Annotated in this window: 19 protein-coding genes; 10 read left to right on the top strand and 9 right to left on the bottom strand. The window is 68.8% G+C overall.

Features of this window, described 5'->3' with window-relative positions; translation table 11 throughout:
• Positions 1 to 6: 6 nt before the first annotated feature.
• A complete protein-coding gene (locus AB0M47_RS04340; protein WP_363408181.1) occupies positions 7 to 987 on the bottom strand; it encodes a cation diffusion facilitator family transporter in 981 nt (326 codons plus the stop codon).
• Positions 988 to 1423: 436 nt separating this feature from the next.
• Here AB0M47_RS04340 and AB0M47_RS04335 point away from each other — a divergent pair, with 436 nt between their 5' ends.
• Positions 1424 to 2980, top strand: coding sequence for a hypothetical protein (locus tag AB0M47_RS04335; protein WP_363408178.1), 1557 nt, complete (start codon positions 1424 to 1426; stop codon positions 2978 to 2980).
• Between the two features lie 49 nt (positions 2981 to 3029).
• On the opposite strand, the gene AB0M47_RS04330 is transcribed toward AB0M47_RS04335, so the two are convergent.
• Both AB0M47_RS04330 and AB0M47_RS04325 read right to left on the bottom strand, forming a co-directional pair.
• A complete protein-coding gene (locus AB0M47_RS04330) occupies positions 3030 to 3851 on the bottom strand; it encodes a carbohydrate ABC transporter permease (RefSeq protein WP_363408175.1) in 822 nt (273 codons plus the stop codon).
• Entirely contained in the window at positions 3848 to 4741 is an 894-nt protein-coding gene (locus AB0M47_RS04325) for a sugar ABC transporter permease (protein WP_363408172.1), read from the bottom strand. The genes AB0M47_RS04330 and AB0M47_RS04325 overlap by 4 nt, the downstream gene beginning before the upstream one ends.
• A 209-nt stretch (positions 4742 to 4950) precedes the next feature.
• Here AB0M47_RS04325 and AB0M47_RS04320 point away from each other — a divergent pair, with 209 nt between their 5' ends.
• Genes AB0M47_RS04320 through AB0M47_RS04295 form a run of 6 tightly spaced genes read left to right on the top strand, consistent with a single transcriptional unit; the run spans position 4951 to position 12119 of the window.
• Positions 4951 to 6264, top strand: coding sequence for a sugar ABC transporter substrate-binding protein (locus tag AB0M47_RS04320; protein WP_363408169.1), 1314 nt, complete (start codon positions 4951 to 4953; stop codon positions 6262 to 6264).
• Positions 6265 to 6277: 13 nt separating this feature from the next.
• On the top strand, positions 6278 to 7312 hold the full coding sequence (locus AB0M47_RS04315) for a Gfo/Idh/MocA family oxidoreductase (RefSeq protein WP_363408166.1): 1035 nt from the start codon (positions 6278 to 6280) through the stop codon (positions 7310 to 7312).
• Positions 7309 to 9183, top strand: coding sequence for a heparinase II/III family protein (locus tag AB0M47_RS04310; protein ID WP_363408163.1), 1875 nt, complete (start codon positions 7309 to 7311; stop codon positions 9181 to 9183). Before AB0M47_RS04315 ends, AB0M47_RS04310 begins: the two co-directional genes overlap by 4 nt.
• Positions 9174 to 9920, top strand: a complete 747-nt coding sequence (locus AB0M47_RS04305) for an amidohydrolase family protein (protein WP_363408160.1) — start codon at positions 9174 to 9176, stop codon at positions 9918 to 9920. The genes AB0M47_RS04310 and AB0M47_RS04305 overlap by 10 nt, the downstream gene beginning before the upstream one ends.
• Positions 9917 to 10744: an amidohydrolase family protein gene (locus AB0M47_RS04300; RefSeq protein ID WP_363408157.1), complete on the top strand. Its 828-nt coding sequence runs from the start codon at positions 9917 to 9919 to the stop codon at positions 10742 to 10744. Before AB0M47_RS04305 ends, AB0M47_RS04300 begins: the two co-directional genes overlap by 4 nt.
• Before the next feature lie 31 nt (positions 10745 to 10775).
• On the top strand, positions 10776 to 12119 hold the full coding sequence (locus tag AB0M47_RS04295; protein WP_363408154.1) for a hypothetical protein: 1344 nt from the start codon (positions 10776 to 10778) through the stop codon (positions 12117 to 12119).
• Between the two features lie 27 nt (positions 12120 to 12146).
• Here AB0M47_RS04295 and AB0M47_RS04290 read toward each other — a convergent pair whose 3' ends face one another.
• The 4 genes from AB0M47_RS04290 to AB0M47_RS04275 all read right to left on the bottom strand — a co-directional run bounded on the left by AB0M47_RS04290 (position 12147) and on the right by AB0M47_RS04275 (position 16656).
• A complete protein-coding gene (locus tag AB0M47_RS04290; protein ID WP_363408151.1) occupies positions 12147 to 13217 on the bottom strand; it encodes an enolase C-terminal domain-like protein in 1071 nt (356 codons plus the stop codon).
• The gene (locus AB0M47_RS04285) at positions 13204 to 14640 is read right to left on the bottom strand and encodes a hypothetical protein (protein WP_363408148.1); all 1437 of its coding nucleotides are present in this window, start codon (positions 14638 to 14640) and stop codon (positions 13204 to 13206) included. Before AB0M47_RS04285 ends, AB0M47_RS04290 begins: the two co-directional genes overlap by 14 nt.
• A 31-nt stretch (positions 14641 to 14671) precedes the next feature.
• Positions 14672 to 15730, bottom strand: a complete 1059-nt coding sequence (locus tag AB0M47_RS04280) for a helix-turn-helix transcriptional regulator (RefSeq protein WP_363408145.1) — start codon at positions 15728 to 15730, stop codon at positions 14672 to 14674.
• A gap of 65 nt (positions 15731 to 15795) precedes the next feature.
• Entirely contained in the window at positions 15796 to 16656 is an 861-nt protein-coding gene (locus AB0M47_RS04275) for a fumarylacetoacetate hydrolase family protein (RefSeq protein ID WP_363408142.1), read from the bottom strand.
• Positions 16657 to 16772: 116 nt separating this feature from the next.
• Between AB0M47_RS04275 and AB0M47_RS04270 the strand changes: the two genes are divergently transcribed.
• Together AB0M47_RS04270 and AB0M47_RS04265 are read left to right on the top strand one after the other, a co-directional pair.
• Positions 16773 to 18083: a glutamate-1-semialdehyde 2,1-aminomutase gene (locus AB0M47_RS04270; RefSeq protein WP_363408139.1), complete on the top strand. Its 1311-nt coding sequence runs from the start codon at positions 16773 to 16775 to the stop codon at positions 18081 to 18083.
• Positions 18077 to 18931, top strand: coding sequence for a Gfo/Idh/MocA family oxidoreductase (locus AB0M47_RS04265; protein ID WP_363408136.1), 855 nt, complete (start codon positions 18077 to 18079; stop codon positions 18929 to 18931). The genes AB0M47_RS04270 and AB0M47_RS04265 overlap by 7 nt, the downstream gene beginning before the upstream one ends.
• A 139-nt stretch (positions 18932 to 19070) precedes the next feature.
• On the opposite strand, the gene AB0M47_RS04260 is transcribed toward AB0M47_RS04265, so the two are convergent.
• The gene (locus tag AB0M47_RS04260) at positions 19071 to 20252 is read right to left on the bottom strand and encodes a DegT/DnrJ/EryC1/StrS family aminotransferase (RefSeq protein ID WP_363408133.1); all 1182 of its coding nucleotides are present in this window, start codon (positions 20250 to 20252) and stop codon (positions 19071 to 19073) included.
• 132 nt (positions 20253 to 20384) lie between these two features.
• Between AB0M47_RS04260 and AB0M47_RS04255 the strand changes: the two genes are divergently transcribed.
• Complete coding sequence (locus AB0M47_RS04255; RefSeq protein WP_363408130.1) at positions 20385 to 20960, top strand: DUF998 domain-containing protein; 576 nt, start codon at positions 20385 to 20387, stop codon at positions 20958 to 20960.
• A 38-nt stretch (positions 20961 to 20998) separates the two neighbouring features.
• Here AB0M47_RS04255 and AB0M47_RS04250 read toward each other — a convergent pair whose 3' ends face one another.
• On the bottom strand, positions 20999 to 21448 hold the full coding sequence (locus tag AB0M47_RS04250) for a peptidoglycan-binding protein (RefSeq protein ID WP_363408127.1): 450 nt from the start codon (positions 21446 to 21448) through the stop codon (positions 20999 to 21001).
• Positions 21449 to 21495: the final 47 nt, after the last annotated feature.

Below are 21495 nucleotides of genomic sequence, written 5' to 3'. Positions count from 1 at the left end.
CCCCAGTCAGTGGGGGTGGTCGGTGCGGGTGTGCGCCGGACCGTGCGCGTCCTCACCATGATCGGTACGCGGTTCGATCTGCAACAGCGCGTCCGTGACGTGGTCGACCTGCAAAGTCGTGTGCGTCAGGTCGTAGCGGTCACGCAGGAGCCCTTCGAGGTCCAGGCGTACCTGGTGGCAGTCGAGTTCGCGGTCGACGAGCACGTGCGCCGACATTGCCGGCTGGCCGGAGGTGATGGTCCACACGTGCAGGTCGTGGACCTCGGTGACGCCGTTCTGGTTCGCCAGCAGGTCGCCGATCTGATCGGGGTGCAGGCCGGCCGGTGCGGCTTCGAGCAGGATGCGGCCCGAGTCCCGCAGCAGGCCGACGCCGGCCTTGAGCATCAGGGCGACCACGATGAGGGAGGCGATGGCGTCGGCGCGGTCGAACCCGGTGAACACCATGATCAGGCCGGCGATGGCGGTCGCGATGAAGGCGTACAAGTCGTTGAGGATGTGCTGGAACGCGCCCTCGACGTTGAGGCTGGAGCGGTTGGCCTTGCTGATGGCCCACGAGGCCGCGATGTTGATCGCGACCCCGGCCAGCGCGGTGACCACGACGAGCCAGCCGTGGACCTCGGGCGGGTTGATCAGCCGCCGGATGGCCTCGTAGGCCAGCCACGCGGCCAGCAGTAGCAGGGTGAGCCCGTTGGCTTGTGCGGACAGGATCTCGGCGCGTTTGAGGCCGTAGGTGTAGTGGCCTTTGGCCGGGCGTGCGGCGAGGCGGATCGCGATCAGCGCGAGGACGATCGACACCGCGTCGGTGAGCATGTGCGCGGCGTCGGAGATCAACGCCAGGGACTGGGCGATGACGCCGATGACGACCTCGACGGCCATGAAGCCGCCGATGAGGGCGAGCGCGATCGTCAGCCAGCGCCGGTCGGCGTCGACGGAGACACCGTGGCTGTGGCCGTGGCCGTCCGTATCGTGGTCGTGCCGGTTCGTCACGAAACCAACGGTACATCAGAACGTGTACTGTTGCCGCGCAGGCCAGGGGTGTCGGCGGCCCCGATTTCGTCGGATCCTGGCATCGCGTGCCATCGCGTGCCATCTCGCGCCGGCCGCGGCGCGGCTGGCCGGAGCGGCCCGGCCGATCCTCGCGGTGCCGCTGGCGGTCGCGGTGCCCCGACGATCGCACTGTCGGGCGCCGTCACCTGTACGCCCCGGCCGCCCCCTGCCGTCGTATGGGACGACGACGGCGCAAGACCAAGCGCACGCCACCGCCGGTGTTCTGGGTGTCGGGCCGCGCGGCATCGGGGTGCGTCGCGCCGCCGGTCATCCACATCGGATTGTGCTGGGCAAACGCTTGCGCGCCTTGGTGTCCGCGATTATGGTCGATATTTATCGGCATTTCTGACGTCCTAATCTCCAGGAGGTCCACAGCGTGTTAAATCGCCGGCAACTCGGGAAAAGCGTGGCCGGGCTGGCGCTCGGCATCGGCGTCGGCGCCGCCGGCGTCGGCCGGGCCGCAGCCGACCCCGCGGGCTACGACTACACCGCCCGCGAGACGTTCGACCTGTTCGACACCGTCTTCCACAGCAGCGGGGCGGTCGGGCAGCCGACCGACACGAACGAGCATGGCGGCCTGGCCTGGGGACAGTCCTACGTGCTGGCAGGTTTCCTGCGGATGTACCAGACCTACCGCGATCCGTACTACTTGGACAGGTTCATCGCCAACGTCGATCTGGTGCTCGGCAATCGCGACTCGGAACGACGGGTGGCCGACTACCGGGGGTTGTCACTTCCGGCGTGGCGCGCGACGAACCCCTACACCGTCGGTGCGGTGACGTTGGCCGACGAGCTTGGCGTCCCGTTGCTCGAGATCCGCAGCGCCCTGTCCTACGCCGACGACGCGGTCGCGATCGTCCGGGCCGGAAGTCTGACCGGCCACTTCACGCTGGAGGTGCGCAACAACCGGACCGCCCGCACGGCGGTGTTCGCCGATCTGTCGACCGATCCGGCCTCGCCCAATTACGCGGTGGCTCGCATCGCCGCGGCCTATCCGACGCCGACGATGGTGACCGCGGCAGCGCTGAGCGGTGCACCGGGTGCGTTGCCGGCCTACGGAACCTTCCCCTTGGTTTCGCAGCCGGTCGTGTTCACCGTCCATACCGGAATGATCACGTATCCGATGGCCTCGTTCGCCCGCATCGTCGCACAGTCCCCAACGCTGCGGTCCGACCCTCGCTACCGAAGCAAGGCAGACGAGTATCTCCAAGCGGCGATCGCCGCCGCCCGCGTACACGACGACGAGTGGCGCCAGGACGAGACCGGGCGGGGATACTTCGTCTGGCCCAAGGGAATGCCCCTCGCCTTCGACGGCACCGAGCAGCCCACCAACCAGAGTCTCGCCCTCGGCCAGACCTATGTGGAACTGGCTGTGGTCACGGGAGACCCGTTCTGGGCCGGCCGTGCCCGCCGGCTCGCCGCGATGTTCTCCGCCGATCTGCGGCTACTGCCCAATGACAGCTATTCCTGGCCGTACTGGCCGACGTTCAGCAAGGTGTACAACGGCTTCACCAAAGCCGAGGGGTTGTCGGAGTACACCCCGTCGTATGGCACGCCGGGCAACGGAGCAACCCAGATCGAGGACCTGAGCCATGGGGCGATCGACGTGGAGTTCGCAGTGGCGGCCTTCCGCGCGCGGCTGGCCTTCAAGGGCGCCGACATGGCGCGCTTCGCTCATGCGTACAGCCGAAACATGGCGACGTACGCCGCTTCCGGCGGGGCGACCACCTTCCTGCGCGTCGACGGCACCGGCGGTCTGGCCACCTCCGGGCAATTCCTGCAAGCGCCTCGATGGATGCCGGCGGCTGCCTGGGACCGCGCCGTGTTCGACCACTCCCGCGCCGTCTACGACCTCAATGCGGTCCAGCCGCAGTCCGGGTCATTGCTGCTGTGCGTGGCGTATCTGAACTGGTTCGCCGGTCGCGCCGAGTAGATCGCGTACTGGCCGCCTGCCGGAAATCGCGGGCGGCCAGGCGCTACAGCTAGCCCTTAACGGCGCCCTTCATCCCGTCCAGGATGTGGCGCTGCATGAACATGAAGAACACGACGACGGGGATGACCGAGAGCAGCGTGCCGGCCGCCATGCTGCGGACGTCGGAGCCGGTGATGCCGGCGAGGTACGCGATGCCGAGCGAGATCGGATACTTCGACGAGTCCTTGAGCACCACCAGGGGCCAGATGAAGCTGTTCCAGGTCGAGATGAACCCGAAGATGGCCAGCACCGCCAGCGTCGGGCGTACCGATGGCAGCATGACGCGCCAGAAGATCCGAGCCTCGCCGCAGCCGTCGACTCGGGCGGCGTCGACGATCTCCCGGGGGACCCCGGCGAAGGCTTGGCGCAGGAGGAAGATCCCGAACGCGCTGAGGACGCCGGGAAGGATGACGCCCAGATAGCTGTCGGCCAGGCCGAGTTCGGAGACGACGAGGAAGCGCGGGATGAGCATCAGCTCGCCGGGCAGGAACATGGTCGAGAGGAGGAGGAAGAACACCACGGTCCGGCCGCGGAAGGTCATCACCCCGAGCGGGTACGCCGTGAGCGCGGAGATGATCAGGTAGATCGGAATGCCGACGCCGCAGTAGAGCAGCGAGTTGAGCATGAACCGCGGATAGGGTACGGCGGTCCAGGCCTCCTTGACCCAGGTGAGCACCGGCGGGCGCGGAATGAGGTCGGGCGGGAACGAGAAGACCGGCTGCGAGGCAGGTTTGAGGGCCATCGACGCCATGATGAGGAACGGCCCGATGAACACGAGCGAGATCAGGGTCAGCAGCGCGTACATCAACGCCTTGCGGGTCAGCTTCCTCACACGGTTCTCCCCTTGGTGAGCCGGTAGTTGAGCAGGGCGAAGAAGATCAGTAGCGCCCAGAGCACGAGTCCCATGGCGCTGGCGTATCCCATGTCGTACTGCTCGAACGCCGCCGACCAGATGTAGTAGCCGAGGGTCAGCGTGTGGTCCTGCGGGCCGCCCTTGGTCATGACGTAGACCGAGGTGAACACCTGCATCGCGTCCATCACCTCGATGGTCAGCGCCACCGCGAAGTAGGGGACGATCAACGGGATGGTCACCGAACGCAGGCGCTGCCAGGCGTTGGCGCCGTCCACCCGGGCCGCCTCGTAGAGGTCGCTCGGGATGGCCTGCAATCCGGCGAGATAGATCATCATGTAGGTGCCCATGCCTTTCCAGCCCTCCACGATGGTCAGCGCGAACAGCGCCCAGCCGGGGTCGAGGAGGTATTGGATCGGCTCATCGAGGACGCCGAAGCCGGTGAGCACCCAGTTGACCACGCCCTGCTGGTGAAAGACGTAGTTCCACGCGACGGCGACGGCGACCATCGAGGTCACCACCGGCAGGTAGTAGATCAGCCGGTAGGCCTGGATGAACCGCAGCTTCTGGTTGACCAGAATCGCGAGCAGCAACGGCATGACCAAGCTCATCGGCAACAGCCCGACGAGCAGGAAGAGCGAGTTCTTCAGCGACGTCCAGAATCGCGGGTCCGCCAGCAGATGGGCGAAGTTGCCACCGCCGACGAATCGCGGCGGCGAGACGATGTCGTAGCGGTAGAACGCCAGCTGGATCGCGGTGACCGCCGGCCACACGAAGAAGACCCCGAACATTCCCAGGCCCGGCACGAGGAACACCCACGGGGTGTACCAGCGTCCGCCGACCGCGCCGGTGCTGGAGCTTCTTCGTCTCATCGACTCTCCCCGCTCGTTCGCGATGGCCGTAAACGCATTCAGGACGACCGTAAAAAGCTGAGACGACGGTAGAGATCATCACGACGACCTGTCAATAGGCTTGAATGAGTCGCTGCCCGGTCTTGACAAAACCGATTCGGCGGTCCGTAATGATCTATCTGGTGCAACCAAAACCTCCCCTCGGGCACAGTCAGATGCAAGGAGGCATCGTGAGATCCCTGCTGCACAGGGCACGTCGCACCACCCGAGCCGTCGCCGCGGCGGCTGTCGGGCTCACCCTCGCACTGTCGGCCAGCGGCTGTCTGGGGTCGTCGTCGGACGACGCGGGCGCCACCGACGCGCAGTACGAGGGCACCGTCGAGTTCTGGACGATCAATCTCAAGAAGAACTACAACGACTACATCACCGGGCTGATCAACTCGTACCAGAAGCAGCACCCCAAAGTCACGATCAACTGGGTGGACGTGCCCGGCGCGGAGATCTCCACCAAGCTGCTGGCCGCCGTCGCGAGTGGCAGCGTCCCGGACGCGGTGAACCTCGACTCCGGCAACCTGGGCAAGTTCGTCCCGTCGTTGGCCCCCATGGACGATCTGCTTCCACCGGAGGCTCTCACCGACTACCAGCCCAACCTGCTGACCTCGCTGCGCCGTGACGGCAAGCTCTATGCACTGCCCTGGTACAACGGCGGCGCGCCGGTCGGCATCTACCGCAAGTCCGTTGTGGGCAAAGCGGGCTTCGACGCCGCCAATCCGCCGAAGACCTACGAGGAAGCGCTCACGCTCGCTCAGAAGGTCTATGACACCAGCAAGGTCTACGGCATGAACGAGCTGCCGGGCTACCAGCAGCTGGCGACCATGGGTGTGCAGATGATCTCGGCGGACAAGAAGAAGGCGGCCTTCAACACCCCGGCGGCCGCCACGATCCTCGAGGCGTTCAAGAAGGCGTACGACGGCAAGGGGATCGCGCCCGGTGCCGTCACCAAGGACACCCGCAACTACCCGCAGAACCTCGACAACTCGCAGCTGGCCTTCATGCCCAACGCGCTTCCCTTCGCCCTGCTCAACACGAAGAAGAACGCGCCGGACGTCTACAAGGATCTGGCCGTCACGACCGCGCTCAAGAACACCGACGGCAAGTACCTGCTGCTGGCCCAGCAGACCTTCGTCGTCCCCAAGGCCTCCCAGCACAAACGGGCGGCCGCCGAGTTCATCAAGTTCGTCACCAACAGCGAGAACCAGCTCGCCTTCTGCAAGCTCGTGACGATCTATCCGTCGACGATCGCCGCGGCGAACGACGCGTACTTCACCCAGGCCAAGGGTGACGAGCCGAGCGATGTCGCCCGGCAGGTGATCGTCTCGGAGATGCCCAACCTGATCGACGGGTCGCTCGGCACCGGCCGGGATGCCGAGCTGGTGGAAATGCTCGCCGAGCAGATCCGCGGCTTCATGCAGGGACAGCAGAGCGCCACCCAGGCGCTGGCCGCGGCCGAGAAGGCCTGGAACGCCAAGCTGGCCGAGAACTAGGGAGAACGACGTCATGCTCAGGGTCGGGATCATCGGCGCCGGCATCATGGCCGCCGGGCACGCCGAGGTGCTCGCCGCGCATCCGGAGGCTGTGGTCGCCGCGGTCGCCAGCCGCACGCGGAGATCCGCCGAACGGCTGGCCGCCTCGACGGCCGGAAACCCCGCCGTGTTCGACGATGCCGCCGCACTCATCGCCTCCGGCGAGGTGGACGCGGTGAGCATCACAACCCCGGACCCTTTGCACGCCGAGATGATGGTGGCGGCGGCGAAGGCGGGCCTGCACATCCTGGTGGAGAAGCCCTTCACCACGGATGTGTCGGGCGCCGACGCCGCCGCTGCCGCTATCAGGGACAACGACGTCCGCGCGATGTGCCTGTTCAACCATCGCTGGGTGCCGGCGTACGCACAGGCCAAGCAGCGCATGGCCGAGATCGGCGAGCCCGTCGTGGGCTACGCGCGCAAGGACGACACGATTCATGTCCCCACCGAGATGATCTCCTGGGCGGCGAGCACCACCTGCGCGTGGTTCCTGTCCAGCCATGACATCGATCTCATGACCTGGCTGATGGACGACCAGATCACCCGAGTCTTCGCGACCGCACGGTTTGGGCGGCTCCGGCGAAGCGGCATCGACACCCCGGACGCCGTCCAGATCCAGGCGCAGTTCTCGCGCGGCGCGGTCGCCACCTTCGAGTCCGCCTGGATCTACCCCAACACGTTCCCCACGGTCGTCGACAGCTACGTCACCGTCGCCGGCGAGGACGGGGTGATCCAGCTCGATCGGCAGAAGGAGGGCATCACCATCGCCACCGAGCAGGCGTACGCCTATCCACGCAACATGCTCCAGCGAGTGATGCACGGCCAGCCGGCAGGTGCGTACCGCGACGCGATCCACCACTTTGTGGAGTGCGCCCTTACCGGTGCCCAGCCGCTGGTGAGCGTGGCCAGCTCGCGGCATGTGACCGCTGTGCTCGCGGCCGCGCATGAGTCGATCGCGTGTGGTGAACCTGTCGACGTCGCACCGGACCCCCTGGAGGCAACGCGATGACCACCACGAGCGTGGAGAAGCCGCATCACGTCGACGAGACGCGCATGCGGCACATCAGCGACGCCGACCTGGCCGCGACGTTCGGCCTGGCGAGCCTGGCCGACGTGCGCGCCCTTCTGTCGAGCCCTGAACGGCCGCGTCCGGTATGGGATCCGGTCCGGTGGGCCGCGGCGAAGCCGGCGAGCGCGCCGACGGTGCTCGCCGAGGCCGACGCGTTGCTCGTCCGGGAGGTCGACTTCCTCGACCGTGGCCTGGGGCGCTCACGGCTCTACGGCTTCCACTACTTGGGCTGGCTCAACCCGCTGATCCAGGCAGGCGCCCTGACCGGCGATCCACAGTACGCAGCGTGCTTCGAGCGGTTCTTCGGCCAGTGGTACGACTGCCGCGACGACGTCGTCGGCGACTGGCCGGGGCTCGACGTCATCTGGTACTCGCTGGGGGTGGCCAGCCGCTCCGCGGTGTTCGTCAAGGCGCTGGCCGTGTTCGGGAGCCAGCTGAGCGAGCCGCGCTGGGCGCAGCTGGTCAAGTCGATCGTGGGCGGCGCACGCTGGGCATACGAGGAGCACGACGCCTTCCGGCATGGCAACTGGCAGCTCTTCAGCGTCGCCGAACTGCTGCATGTGGCGTCGGTATTCCCGCAGGCGCGAGAGGCCGCGGCCTGGGTGGGACGGGCTCAGGAGCGTCTGCTCGACCATCTGGAACACGACTTCTACGCCGATGGTGGCCACCACGAGCGCTCGCCCGGCTACCACACGATGTGCCTGGAGGCGCTGCATCGTGCCGCCGTCGTCGGAGAGCAGCAGCTGGGCTGGGACCTGGCTGCCGATGAGCGGTTCCGGGCCGCGCACGACTGGCTCGCGAAGCTTGCCGACGACGCCGGCTGGATCCCGCACCTGCAGGACAGCGGCGTGGTGTGGCCGGCGAAACTGTTGCTGCGCGGCGACTACTTCCATCCCGGGCATGGCTTCGGAGAGCTCGCCCGCCGCTGGCTGACCCCGGACGAGATCGCCGAGGAGCTGTCGTGGCTGCCACCGTCGCCGCCGCGTCTGTCGGCGGCGAACGCTGCGGAACGCGGCTCGGAGTTGCTGGCAACCAGCCGATACGCCGTATTCCGCGGAGCGAACACCCAGACGGTCGTGAACTACGGCCCCCACGTCGGGCATGAGCTGGAGTCGCACAGCCACCATGCCGCCCTCGACTTCGTCATCTCCGCCGACGGCGTCCCGGTGGCATGGGAGGCGGGCTGCCCACCGTCCTACGACGACCCCGGGTATTACGACTGGTATCAGGCCACCCGCGGGCACAACACCATCGAGCCGCCCGGCGTACAGCTGTCGACGGCGCGGACGGTGGTCCTCGACACCTTCCGGACCCTGCCACAGCTTGACGTGTTCGCCGGACACCACGACGGGTATCCGGTGCGCCACGACCGCCGCATCGTGTTCGTCCGGGCCGAGCCGCACTACTGGCTCATCAGCGACGTCCTCGGGCAGAGCGGGTTCGTCTGGCGGATGCACGGCCTGGCCCCGTGGTCCGAGCACGAGCAGGGTCATCGCACCGCCGGGATGCTGGCGATTCCGGCTGATCCGGCGGGCGTCGAGCACACCTCGGGCCCGGCGCGCATTCCGGACCCGGCGAACCGGCAGGCCGACTACGGCACCATCCACGGCCTGCACCTGACCTTCGCCGGTGACCGCAGCGACGTGCTGCTCGTACCCTCGTCCGCGGGCCCGCTCCCGGCGACGCTGAGCCGCCTCGGGCAGACGCTCGTCGTGCGGATCGGCCGCTTCGAGGACCACCTGACCGCGACGACGTGGGCACGATTCGACGCCGAGACCGGTTCGTTGATCGAGGACGCGCAGTGGAGCTGATCGACGCCGACGCGCTGCTGGGCCGCCATCCCCGGGCCGATGTCGGGCTGGGCACGGTGGCGCAATTGCTGTCCCGGATGGACGCCGTCGGCATCGGTGCGGCCGTCGTCGGGCACACCTTGTCGTGGCTTCACGATCCCGCGGTGGGCAACGAGCAGGTCGTCGAGCTCGTCGCGGAACAGCCGCGGCTCAGCCCGGCCTGGGTGATGCTGCCGTCGCACAGCGGCGAGACCGGGCCGGTGGATCGCTTCACGGCGGCCGCCCGCGACAACGGAGTGGTGGCGGTACGCCTCTACCCAGCCGATCACGGCTTCGACCTGACCGGCAGCGATTGCGCGCCGATGCTGGCGGCGTTGGCCGACGCCGGCCTGCCAGTGCTGCTCGACGCCGCACAGGCGAGCTGGGCGGCGATCGAGACCGCCGCGACCACACATCCGGATCTGTCGATCGTCGTCGGACAGGTCGGTTACCGTTCGCTGCGGGCGATGGCCGGCGTGCTGGACCGCACCTCCAATGTGCACATCGGCCTGGCGAACATGTCGTCACACTGCGGACTGGAGTGGCTGGTGGACCAGTTCGGTGAGCGGCGTCTCGTGTTCGGCACCGGCGCGTTGGAGCGGGACCCGGCCGAGGCCGTCACCCGGCTGTTGTGGTCCGAACTCACCGACGGGCAGGTGGCGGCCATCGGTGCCGCCAACCTGCGCGATCTCACGGCTGGAAGGTGTGTGCCCGCATGACCTCGCTGACCAGCGCGGTGTTCGCCCGCCGTGCCCAGCGGCAGTTCACCATCGTGGACGCGCACGCGCACGCCGGGCCGTACAGCCTGTTCTTCATCCCCGACAGCGGGCCGGACGCGATGGTGCGGGTGATGGACCGTTGCGGGGTCAGCCGAGCCCTGTTCTCCAGCCACCTGGCGATCCAACTCGACGCGTCGGCCGGCAACGATGTCACCGCAGCCGCCGTCAGCGCTCATCCCGGACGGCTGTCGGGGTATCTGGTGATCAATCCGTGGCAGGATCCGCGCGCCGAGGCCGAGCGCTACGCCGACGATCCGCGGTTCGCTGGGATCAAGCTGCACCCGAGCCTGCACCACTATGCGCTCACCGGACCGCGCTACGCGGCCGCCTTCGAGTACGCCGAACTGACCGGCTGCCCGGTGCTGACCCACACCTATGCCGGCTCCGAATGGGACGACCTGTCGGTGGTCGCGGCGGTGGCCGAGCGCTACCCGAGTGTGACGATCCTGGCCGGGCACAGCGGCATCACGCCGACCGGGTTCGACTCGGCGATCGCCGTGGCGCGGCGGATGCCGAACGTCGTGCTGGAGGTGTGCGGCTCCTTCATGCGCGGGGAGGACATCATCCGGATGGTCGGCGAGCTCGGCGCCGACCGGGTCGTGTTCGGCAGCGACTTCCCCTTCATCGACCTGCGTATGTCCCTCGGGCGGGTGATCTTCGCGCAGCTCAGCGACGAGGAACGGGCGGCTGTGCTGGGCGGGACCATGCTTTCCCTGCTGAGCCGACAGCGGTCCGCGCACGGTACGCTACGAGGGGTAGCGTGACATGCGGCGCAGCGCTCGGAGGTCGTCACAAGTGGCACGGCTAGGGTTGGGCACCAGATCCGAGATCGTCATCGGCGTCATCGGTCCGCTCGATCTCGTCGAGCGGATCATGTTTATGGGTCGCGAGCCAGGCATGCGGGATTGGCGGCTGGTCGGCTCGGCGCACAGCGCGGAGCAGGAGACCCGCGACCGGCTCATGAAGATCGTCGACGGCATCGATGTCGCGCTGTTCACCGGGCCGCTGCAATACGACTTGGCCAGGGCCGAGGGCGAACTGCCGGTCCCGAGCACTTATGTGCCGGTCTCCGGAGCGTCGATGTACTCGGCGCTGCTGAGCGGGACCGTCGCCGGCACGTGCGACCCCGCGCGGGTGAGCGTGGACTCCATCGCCGAGGCCGACGTCAGGGAGTCCTACGACGAGATGAACGTGAGCACCGCCGGTGTCCACGTGCTGGAGTACCAGGGGCCGACGTCGGTCAAGGAGTTCCTGGCGTTCCACGAGCGGCTCTATCGTTCCGGCCAGACCTCTGCCGCGCTGACCACCGTGCGGACCGTCGCGCAGAGCCTGCAGGCCAGCGGGGTGCCGGCCCTGCGGATGCTGCCGACTGCCCGGACATTGCGTACGGCGCTCAACACCGCTGCGCTGCTCGGCACGGGGAGCAAGCTCGAGGAGTCGCAGATCGCGATCGCGATCGTGCAGCTGCCGCAGGCGTACCGGCAGGGGCACGCCGGGCCGAGCAACTATTGGCAGCAGGAGCTGCGGCTGTCTCTGCACCGCACGCTGCTGATCGAGGCGCAGCGGATGGGTGCCACGGTCATGCCGTGGGCGGAGTACAGCTATCTCATCGTCGCGACCGTGGGCTCGCTGGCCCAGGCGACGGAGGGGCTGCGCGCGGCACCGTTCCTGGACAGCATCCGGGAGGAGCTCGGCGCGACTGTCGAGATCGGAATCGGTCTGGGTCGCAGTGCTCGAGATGCCGAGGTCAACGCCGCGACCGCGGTGGGGAGGGCGTCGGCGACCGAGGCGATCCTGATCGACGCGAACGGCGACGTGGTCTCGCTGCCGGCCCGCCCGCACCATCGTCAGGCCGACGCCGTCGCGGCGACCGTGACGGCGTCCTCGGCGCGGTCGAAGGGGGTGCAGGTGCTCGGCCGGCTCATCGACCAGCTGGGCGTGGACGGTGGCTCCGGCCCCGAGGTGGTCGACGCCGAGGCGGTCTCCGAGCTCTTGGGCATCAGTGCCCGCAGCGCTCGCCGGACGCTCAACGAACTGGTCGAGCAGGGACTGGCCTGGCCGGTGCCCGCCGCCCGGTCGGCCCAGGTCGGCCGGCCGCGCCAGCAGTACCGGCTGGTCGCCGAGAAGCTCGGACGCTAGCCGCCGACCGGCGCGTCCGAGCCCTCCTCAGTCCACTTCGATGTGGCCGTCTCGCACGTCCACCAGGGCAGGCTTGACGCGCCTCAGTTCGTCGTTGGCCGCCGGGCAATACTGGCGGCTGTTGTACTCGAACGCCGGTGACGACCACGGCAGCGCTGCGGCCAGGCGGGCCGAATGCTCGAGCGCCAGGTCGACGGCTGTCAGATCCTGGATCGTGACGAACAGCCGGCGCTGCCAGGCGAATTCGTGCGCGCGCAGCGCCAGGCTGCTGCCCTTGCTCGCCTTCACCACCAGACCGCTCCAGCCCTGGTCGGGTAGACCGGCGAGTTGATCGGCGCTGGCCAGGCCTTCGTCGATGAGCACCGGCTTGAGCCGCCCGACCGCCCGCAGGCCCCGAGGGTCGTCGGGGGCGTCGCGTGGCACCGGCTGCTCGACGTAGCCGATCGCGTCGAACGCCTCCCGATCGTTCAGCCGTACGCGTTCGAGCAGCTCGACGACGCCGGCGGTGTCGGCGTACCCCTCGTTGGGGTCCAGTGAGAGCCGGGGGCGGCCGGCTTTGGCGAAGACTTCGCAGACCCGGGCTGCGTCAGCGGCGGGGTCGCGCCCAGCCAACTTGATCTTGACGTGCCCGATGCCGTCGGGCGGTAGCGAAGCCACGTCGTCGACACCGACGACGTGCTGCACCGGCAGGCGATGCCGGATCGGGCGCAATGCCGCTGACAGGGCGGCATGCACCGCGTTGTCGACGGCCGCCAACGCCAGGGTGGCGGCCAGCGCCGGCATCGGGAGGCCGGCGGAGGTCTGCGCGACGGCGTCGTGCACCTCGAAGGGGTCGGCGGCGTCGACATCCTCGGCTGCCTTGGCCATCGCCAGGGTCGCGTCGCGCATCGCCTGGTCCTTGGCCGTCCACGAGAGCAGCGGTTCGCCGGGCCAGGCCCACGGCACCGAGAGCATGCTCGCTCCGGTGCCGTGGCGCTGACCCGAACGGACCCGTACGACGGCCATCGTGACCCGGTCGATGCTGGCCCCCGACAGGTGCAGCGGCCGAGCGAACAGCACGTCGCGGAACTCGACCCCGGTGAGGTTAAGCGGCGCCATAGATGCTCGCGACCACGTTGTAGGACGCCGCGTAGCTGGTCAAGACGTTGTTGGTGTCATATGTGTCGCTGCCGGACTTGTTCAGGCAGTAGATGAGCGAGCCATCGGTGATGCCGGCGGTGGCCAGGTCCAGCGCCGTGTCGACGACTGCGCCTACGTAGGTCGGCGAGGGCGCGATCGCCTCGCGGGCGAGCTTGGAGGCGTAGGTCATCAGGGTCGGCTTCATGTTCGGCACGAAGCCGTAGAGGTAGACGCTGGAGCTGCGGGCCGGTGTCCAGCCGGTGCCGGAGTCGAAGTCGCCGTTGGTCACGGTGAACCCGGTGCCGGTGATGCTGTCGAAGGTCACCGCGGTGTGGAAGTTCGTGACCGCCTTGGCGTCGTACATCTCGACCCGCAGGGTCGCCGAGGACTTGCCGGCCAGCAATGGCCGCAGGACCGCGTCGCTGACACTCACCGCGGTGCTCGCCGGAGTGCCGGCGACGTCGCGAGAGAAGACCACCGTGTTGTCGACGACGACCCGGGCGTACCGGTATCCGGCGGTGGCTCCGGTGAAATCGTCCCAGACGTCGAACGTCAGGCCGTAGGACGAGGCGGTCGGGTTCACGCTGACGGTCGTGGAGTAAGACGTCTTCCAGCCCGCGGCGGAGACGGTGTTGCCGGGGAAGTAGAAGTGCGCGCAGCGGGCGCTGCCGGCGCAGCTGATCGCGTCGTACACCGCCCGGGTCTCGGGGTCGGCGTTGGCGGAGTTCGTCATGTCGGTGCCGCTGGAATCGTTGCGGTACGGGAAGATGACGCCGTCGATGTAGTACCGGTACGCGCCCATCATGTTGCTGTACCCGACGAGCTGCGAGTAGTAGACCACCGGGCGGAACTTGATGGCCGGGTTGACCGCCCGCGCCGCGTTGACCATGCTCTCGGTGTAGGCCCGGGTGTACTTGGCGGCGTTGCCGAAGAAGTCGTCGATCGCCCAGCCGGTCAGGTTCGGGTAGGTCACCGACAGCTCCGCGATCTCGGTCGCCCACTGGACGTAGTCCAGGTAGTACGGCGGCATCTCGTTGCCGGCCGTGTCCTTGGACTCCGACGGTGGGCAGATGTACACCCAGACGTCGATGCCGGCGTCGGCCGCGGCGCTCAGGAACGCGGGCAGCGTGTTCCAGTCCCGACCGCCGCGCAAGCCATAGCAGATGAGGTACGCGTAGGTGTTGACATGGGCACCGGTCAGTTTGGCGATGGTGGCGTCGACGTCGATGTCCTTGTTGGTGTCGGCGTATCGGATCGGCGTGGCGTAGTCGCCCTTGATCGGCGGCGCGGCCGCCGCTGTGGCGGTCACGGATCCGGCCGCCGTGGCCTCGGTCGGTACGCCGAGGACCATGGCGCCGAACGCCACGGCCGCGGTGATTCCGGAGATGAACAGTCTGCGCACGTGGAACCCTCCCTAGCGGATGAGCAGCGGGTTAGTGCAGGCGTTGCCGCCGGTATTCGGCCGGCGCGCAGCCGAGGTGCCGTTTGAAGACGATGCGGAAGCGTTTGGCGCTGCTATAGCCACTGCGCGCGGCGATCTGCTCGATCGGCAGGCGAGTGGAGGCCAACAAGGCGCGGGCATGTGCGAGCCGGCACCCGGTGAGGTAGTGCCGGAAGGTCTCGCCCCGTCGGCGGCGGAACAGGTGCGAGATGTAGAACGGGCTCACGGCGACCGCTCCGCCCACCGAATCCAGGCTCAGCGTGGGGTCGCCGAAATGCCGGTTGATGTGCGCGAGCGCGAGTTCCAGCGGATCGCCGGGTGCGGCCGGGTCACCGATGAGGCGGGCGATGAGCGCTTCCAGCCAGAGACGCAGGTAAGAGCGTTCGTGGATCTCCGCCAGCTCGAACAGGTCGGTCAGGGGAACGGCCGACCAGTCCACCGACCCGTCGGCCAGGCGCTGGGCTCCGGTCGCCTCGGAGGCGCTGAGCAACGCGGCGATCAGTCCGTGGCGCAGCGACTGCGGGGTGGCTCCAGGTTGCGCGGCGGTGCGGCCGACCCAGCGGACGAGGACCTCGACCGCGGCGCGCCGGTCGCCCCGGCGCAGGCAGGCGGCCAGCGCCGTCTCCACCCGTGCCGAGGGCTGGGCGGATGGTTCGCCGCCGGGCGTGGCCTCGCGGGCCGGCGGGATGACCCGGTCGCCGGTGTCGGACAACAATTTGCGGGCGGCGGTACGCGCTGCCGCTTGCTGTGCCTGGTGGGCCAGGACGGGCTGACTGAGCGCCACCGTCGCCGTCAGCTCCGTTCCTCGCCGGATCCGATCGCGGATCTGGTGGGCGAGGTCGGCCGCCTGGCGAGCCAGCGCCACCCGGTCCTCGCCGGCGAGGGTGACGATCCAACTGTCCGGCGGTTCGTGCGTCACCTGGCCTCGGTCGAGTGCCTCGATCTCGGATCGGCACCGGGCGAGCTGGTCCGCCGCCCACCGTTCGCCACGGCTGCGCGACGCGAGGACGAAGTCGTCCGCGTCGACGACCATGGCAACGGCGTACCGCATGTGCAGACGGTACCGAGCAGAGGCCGACTTACGCTAGTCCCAAATTACGGTAACGGCCGACCGAATCATGATGCGGCGAAGCGAACCGGATTGATCAACGTGCCCAGGCCGGCGACCGAGGCGTGCATGACGTCGCCGTCGCTCAGTGGGGCCAGGCCGGCAACTGTGCCGGTCGCGATCACGTCGCCGGGCAGCAGTGTCATCCCGTTGGAGAGATCTTCGATCAGGCGCGGGATGCCGAAGACCATGTCCGAGGTGTTGGCCTGCTGGCGCAGGTGCCCGCCGACCTCCAACCGCAGCTCCAGCGCCTGCGGATCGGGCACCTCGTCGGCCGTCACGAGGTAGGGCCCGAGCGGGGCGAACGTGTCGAACCCCTTGGCCTGATCCCACGGCACGTTGCGCGCGATGTTCGTCAGCTGCAGGTCCCGCGCCGTCACGTCGTTGATCACCGTGTAGCCGGCGACCGCCTCGCGCCACCGGTCGGCGGGGAGGTCCCGCGTCTCGGCGCCGATGACGATCGCGAGTTCCACCTCGTGCTCGAGGTGCCGGGTCCGGGCGGGGGCGACCACCGTCTGCCGGTGACCGATCAATGCCGACGGCGGCTTGAAGAACAGCACCGGCTCCGGTGGCACCTCCAGCCGGCTCTCCGCCGCATGGGCCGCGTAGTTCAACGCCAGGCAGCAGATCTTCGTGCAGGTGGCCACCGGCGGCTCGAACAGGACCTCCTCCGCGTCGAGGGGGTCCGCGCCGGTGCGCCGCATGCGTTCGATCGCGTCGGTCAATCCGGCCACGCCGTACTCCCGCAGCAGGGCGACGGGATCGCCGGACATGTCCGACGGCAGGGGCAGCAGAGCCCCCGTTTCGCGGTCGAGGGCGGTCACCTCGACAGGTGCGCCGGCGGCGCGCCTGATCCGTGCAAGAAACATGCGGCCCAGCCTCGCTGGCCGCGCGCCGCCCGGGCAAGACCACCCGGTTGCGCTACCTACCCGATTCTTGTCCTGTTCCTTGACCAGGCCCATGGCTGGCTTCGTAGCGTCACATCGTGACCGCCGAGAAACGCCCTCAGAACGCCGCCGTCAAGCTGCACACCGCCGCCCGGGAGGTCCTTGCCGGTGGAGTGTCCAGTGACGCCCGCCGCTTGCCTGGTACGCCGCTCTACGTAGACCGGGCGGCCGGATCACGGTTGTGGGACGTCGACGGCAACTCCTACATCGACTACGTGCTCGGGCAGGGGCCGGCGATTCTCGGGCACTGCCCGCCGCCGGTCGTCGACGCGATCCGCGCGCAGGCCGGTCGCGGTATCGTCTACTCCGCCCAGCACGAGGCCGAGGTGACCGTGGCGCAACGATTGTGTGCGATGGTCCCGGTGGCCGAGCGCGTACGGTTCAACACCGTGGGCTCCGAAGCCGTCCACGCGGCTCTGCGGCTGGCCCGCGGCTACACCGGGCGCCCCAAGGTGCTCAAGTTCGAAGGCCACTACCACGGCTGGTTCGATCCGGTGCTCTACAGCGTGCATCCCGCCATGGACGCCGCCGGGCCGGCCGAGCGCCCGCAACCGGTGCCCGGCACCGGCGGGCAGCAATTGAGTTCCGCAGCCGATCTCGTCCTGGCGCCGTGGAACGACCTCGACGCCCTGCGCGGACTGCTCGAGCACCACGGCGAGCAGATCGCCGCCGTCGTCATGGAGCCGATCCTGTGCAACACCGGTGCCATCGTGCCGGACCCCGGCTATCTCCAGGGCGTACGCGAATTGTGCGACAGGCACGGTTGCCTGCTCATCTTCGACGAGGTGATCACCGGTTTCCGGGTCGCGCCCGGCGGCGCGCAGGAACTCCTCTCCGTCACACCCGACCTGGCCGTCTTCGGCAAGGCGATGGCCGGCGGCATGCCGGTCTCCGCACTCGCCGGGCGGGCCGAGGTCATGGACCTCATCACCGACGGCGCGGTCGCGCACGCCGGAACGTTCAACTCCCACCCGGTCGCGATCGCGGCCGCCGAGGCGACTCTGCGGATCCTCGACGAGCAACGCGATGAGATCTATCCCCGGCTGTTCCAGCTGGGCGCCGCCCTGATGGACGGAATCCGTGCCGCTGCCGCGAAGGCGGGTGTGCCGATGCTCGTCCACGGGCCGGGTCCGATGTTCCAGACCTACTTCACCACCCAGGACCGAGTACGCGACTACCGCGACTTCGCCGCCACCGACCGTGCTGGGATGGCTCGACTTCACGGTCTCCTGCTGGACCAGGGGGTGAACATGGTTCCCCGGGGGCTGTGGTTCCTGTCGGCCGCGCATACCGACGACGACATCGACCGCACGGTCGCGGCGGTCGCGCGGGCGTTGCAGCAATGGTGATCCGGGTCGGCATGGTGGGGGTCAACACCTCCCACGCGACCGCTTTCGCGACCGCGATCGGCGCGCTGCCGGATGCCACGCTGGCCTGGGTGTGGGGCGGCGAGGTGCGGCCGGATCAACCCGATGCCGCCACGCTCGCCCGCACCCACGGCATCCCCGCAGTCGTGCGTGCGTCGACCGACCTCCTCGGCGAGACCGATTTGGTCCTGGTCATCGACGACACCGGCGGTGGGCGTAGCCATGCCGGGCTGGCCCGTCCGTTCCTGCAGGCCGGCGTGGCGACCTTCGTCAACAAGCCGATGACGCTCGACCTCGCCGAGGCGGCGTCGCTGTTCGGGTACGGAACACCGGTCACCAGCTCGTCAGCGTTGCGGTTCAGCAGTGAGATCGTCGCTGCGCGCGATCGAGTCGCCGCGGTGGGCGCCCTGTCGAGCGTCATCAGCACGGGACCCGGCGAGTGGTTCTACTACGGCGTACACGCCGTCGAGCAACTGTTCGCGGCCACCGGCGGTGGTGTCGAGTGGGTACAGCGGCTGAGCTGGCCGCAGCGGGACGTGGCGATCCTGGGCTATCACGACGGGCACACGGCCGTCGTGCAGACCTTGCGCGACGCGAAGAACTCGTTCGTGCTGAGCCTGCATGGCGAGCACGGTTGGCTGACCGTCGAGACGGCCGACGCCACGGCGTTCTACCAGGGCCAGATGGCGGCCGCGGTGACGATGGCGCGTACTGGTGTGCCACCGGTCGCGGCGGCTGAGACGTTGGAGGTGCTCGCGGTGCTGCGCGCTGGGGAGGTCTCGGCGGAGCGGGCCGGTTCCCGTGTCGCGCTCGCCGAAGTTCAGCCGTAAGACCCGATCCACGGGAAATCCGGCGACGACGCGGGGTCGAGAGGCGGCGGGTGGTGTCGCGCGCCCCTCGACCCCGTCATTGCGCAGCCTGGCCGCACCGTCCGGTGGCACCATCTGTCGGTGCCGTCCGGCGGCTCCGTCAAGCGCCCAGGACCTTGCTGACGGCGGCGGCGATGTCCGCGGTGTCGTCGGCGGATCCGAGCAACGTCTGATGGGGGAGCCAGACGGTCTGGGCGGCCACGCGATCGGTCACCGGGCAGTCCCAGCTCGGCAGTGGCGCACCGGTGAGCGACGCGAGCGCCTCCGCCTTCTGGCGCAGCGCCTCGTTGCGGTGCAGACCCTGATAGCCGGCCATACACGGGATGCCCTCGGCCGCCAACGCTTGGACGAACCCGTCGCGGTCCCGGCCGGGCACCTGGAACAGGAAGAGATGCAGTCCGTGCTCGGTGACTCGCGGATCTTCGCTGGGCAACACCACCTCGGTGTCGCGCAACAACGAGGCGAGGAGAGCGGCGTTGGCGGAGCGGGTGGCCTGCTGCTGCGGGTGCCGGCGCAGTTGCGCGTCGAGGACCGCCGCCTGGAACTCGGTCAGCCGCAGGTTGTATCCGACCCGGTCGTGCTGGTACCAGCCGCCGCCGCGGACCCGGCCCAGGTTCACCATGGAGTACACCTCGTCGGCAAGCTTCTCGTCGTCGGTCACGACCGCGCCGCCTTCGCCGGCACTGATGTTCTTGCTGGTCTGGAAGCTGAAGGTGCCGCAGGATCCGATCGCTCCCACTCGCCGCCCGCGCCAGGACGCGCCGTGTGCCTGCGCGGCGTCCTCGATCACGGGAATCCCATGGCGGGCGCCGATGTCCAGGAGCGCGTCCATGTCGCACGGCCGGCCCGCGATGTGCACGGCCATGATCGCTCGCGTACGCGGTGTGATGAGCGCTTCGATCTGCTGAGGATCCAGCAGATGAGTGTCGGCGCGGATGTCGGCGAAGACCGGGACGGCGTTGGCGAACAGCACGGCGCTGGCGCTGGCGACGAAGGTGTACGCCGGCACGATCACCTCGTCGCCGTGGCCCACGCCCATGGCGTGCAGCGCCGCCACCAGCGCCAGCGTGCCGTTGGTGAGGCAGATCCCATGTGCGGCCTGCTGGTACTGCGCGAACGCAGTCTCGAATCCGCTGACTCGGTCGCCGTGTGTGCTTCCCCATCGGCCGGAGGCGAGCACCTCGGCGATCGCCGCGCCTTCCTCCTCTCCGGCGACCGGCCATCGCGGGAACGGGGCCTCGCGGACCGGCGTACCGCCGTCGATCGCGAGCGTCGATGACATGACCCACCTCATTTTCGGCTGGCAATTAGTGAGGTTAAGGCTAGCCATAAATGATCGCAGGGGAAAGGCTGCCTCTTCGGAGACGACGCGGCCTTTCAGAGGCGAGCCGGATCGCTCCGATATCTTCAGGCCATGGCATCGCGTGCCGTGGCCGCCACGGCCGCCGTGCTCGGGGCGATCAGCGGATTGCTGCTCGTCCGGGCGGTCGCACCCGGGGCCCTGGACGACTATGTGAGCGCTTCGGGCGTACCGGGGCAGCCGCACCCGGCGTCGTATCGGCTGGGCATCTACGGCCTGGCCCTGACCGCCGGACTGCTCGCCTGGGTGACCAGGTCGATCGTCGCGCTGCCGCTGGCCGTCGCGGTGCCGATGATCGCGCTGTCCGGATCGGTCGCCTGTACGCCCGGCTGCCCGCTGCCGCCCTACGAACAGAGCACGGCACAAGACCTCCTGCACGCCACGACCAGCATCCTCGGCGTCGGTCTGTGCGCGTTGGCCATGCTCGCGGCCGCATGGCGGGGGAGCACGTTCTCCAGGATCGCCGTCTTCGTGACCTGGCCGCTGCTTGCCGGGACCGCGATCGGGATCGTCGCGGTCGGGCGCGGCGCGGTGACCGGTGTGCTGGAGCGGCTGGGCCTGGTCGCCTGTGTGGTGTGGCTCGTCGGCTTCGCCGTCCAGCTGACGCGGCGCCCGCCCCCGCATGGATAGCGTCCGGCTCGGCCGCGGCCGAGCCGGACACCCCCCGATCAGTGGTTGTTGTTGAGCCAGATGCACGAGTTGTCGCTGCCGGTCCACCGCCAGCAGATGTGGTCGCGGCTCTGCGGCCCGTACTCGCCGTCGACCCCGATGCCGAGGGCGGACTGGACGTTGCGCAGCGCCGTCTGCGTGTAGCCGCCGAAGTCGTTGTCGACTCCGTTGGGCCCGAGGTTCTGCCCGTAGATGTAGGACAGCGTGCGCTGCAGCTCGCCGACTCCCGAGTTGTGGTCGCCCCGGATGAGCAGGCAGTTGAAGTTGAACGTGCTGGTGACGTACGCCGGAATCCAGGCCGTCGCGCCGGGAGCTCCGGACCAGGTCGAGGTGTAGACGCCCGCGCCGTTGCAGTGCGGCAGGGCGGCCTCGGCCGGCTGGGCGACCGCGACCGTGCCGGTGGCGGCGATCAGACCGGCGACGGTCAGGCGGAGGAGACGTTGCAGCAAGGAGAACCCCCTTGGGGTCGGTGCGGAGTGCGCGCGCGACGCTGCGG

It is taken from the genome of Hamadaea sp. NPDC051192 (assembly GCF_040682475.1).
Lineage (GTDB): Bacteria > Actinomycetota > Actinomycetes > Mycobacteriales > Micromonosporaceae > Hamadaea > Hamadaea flava.
Note: the sequence above shows the minus strand (reverse complement) of the source record. Positions and strands in the feature narration are given on the sequence as shown.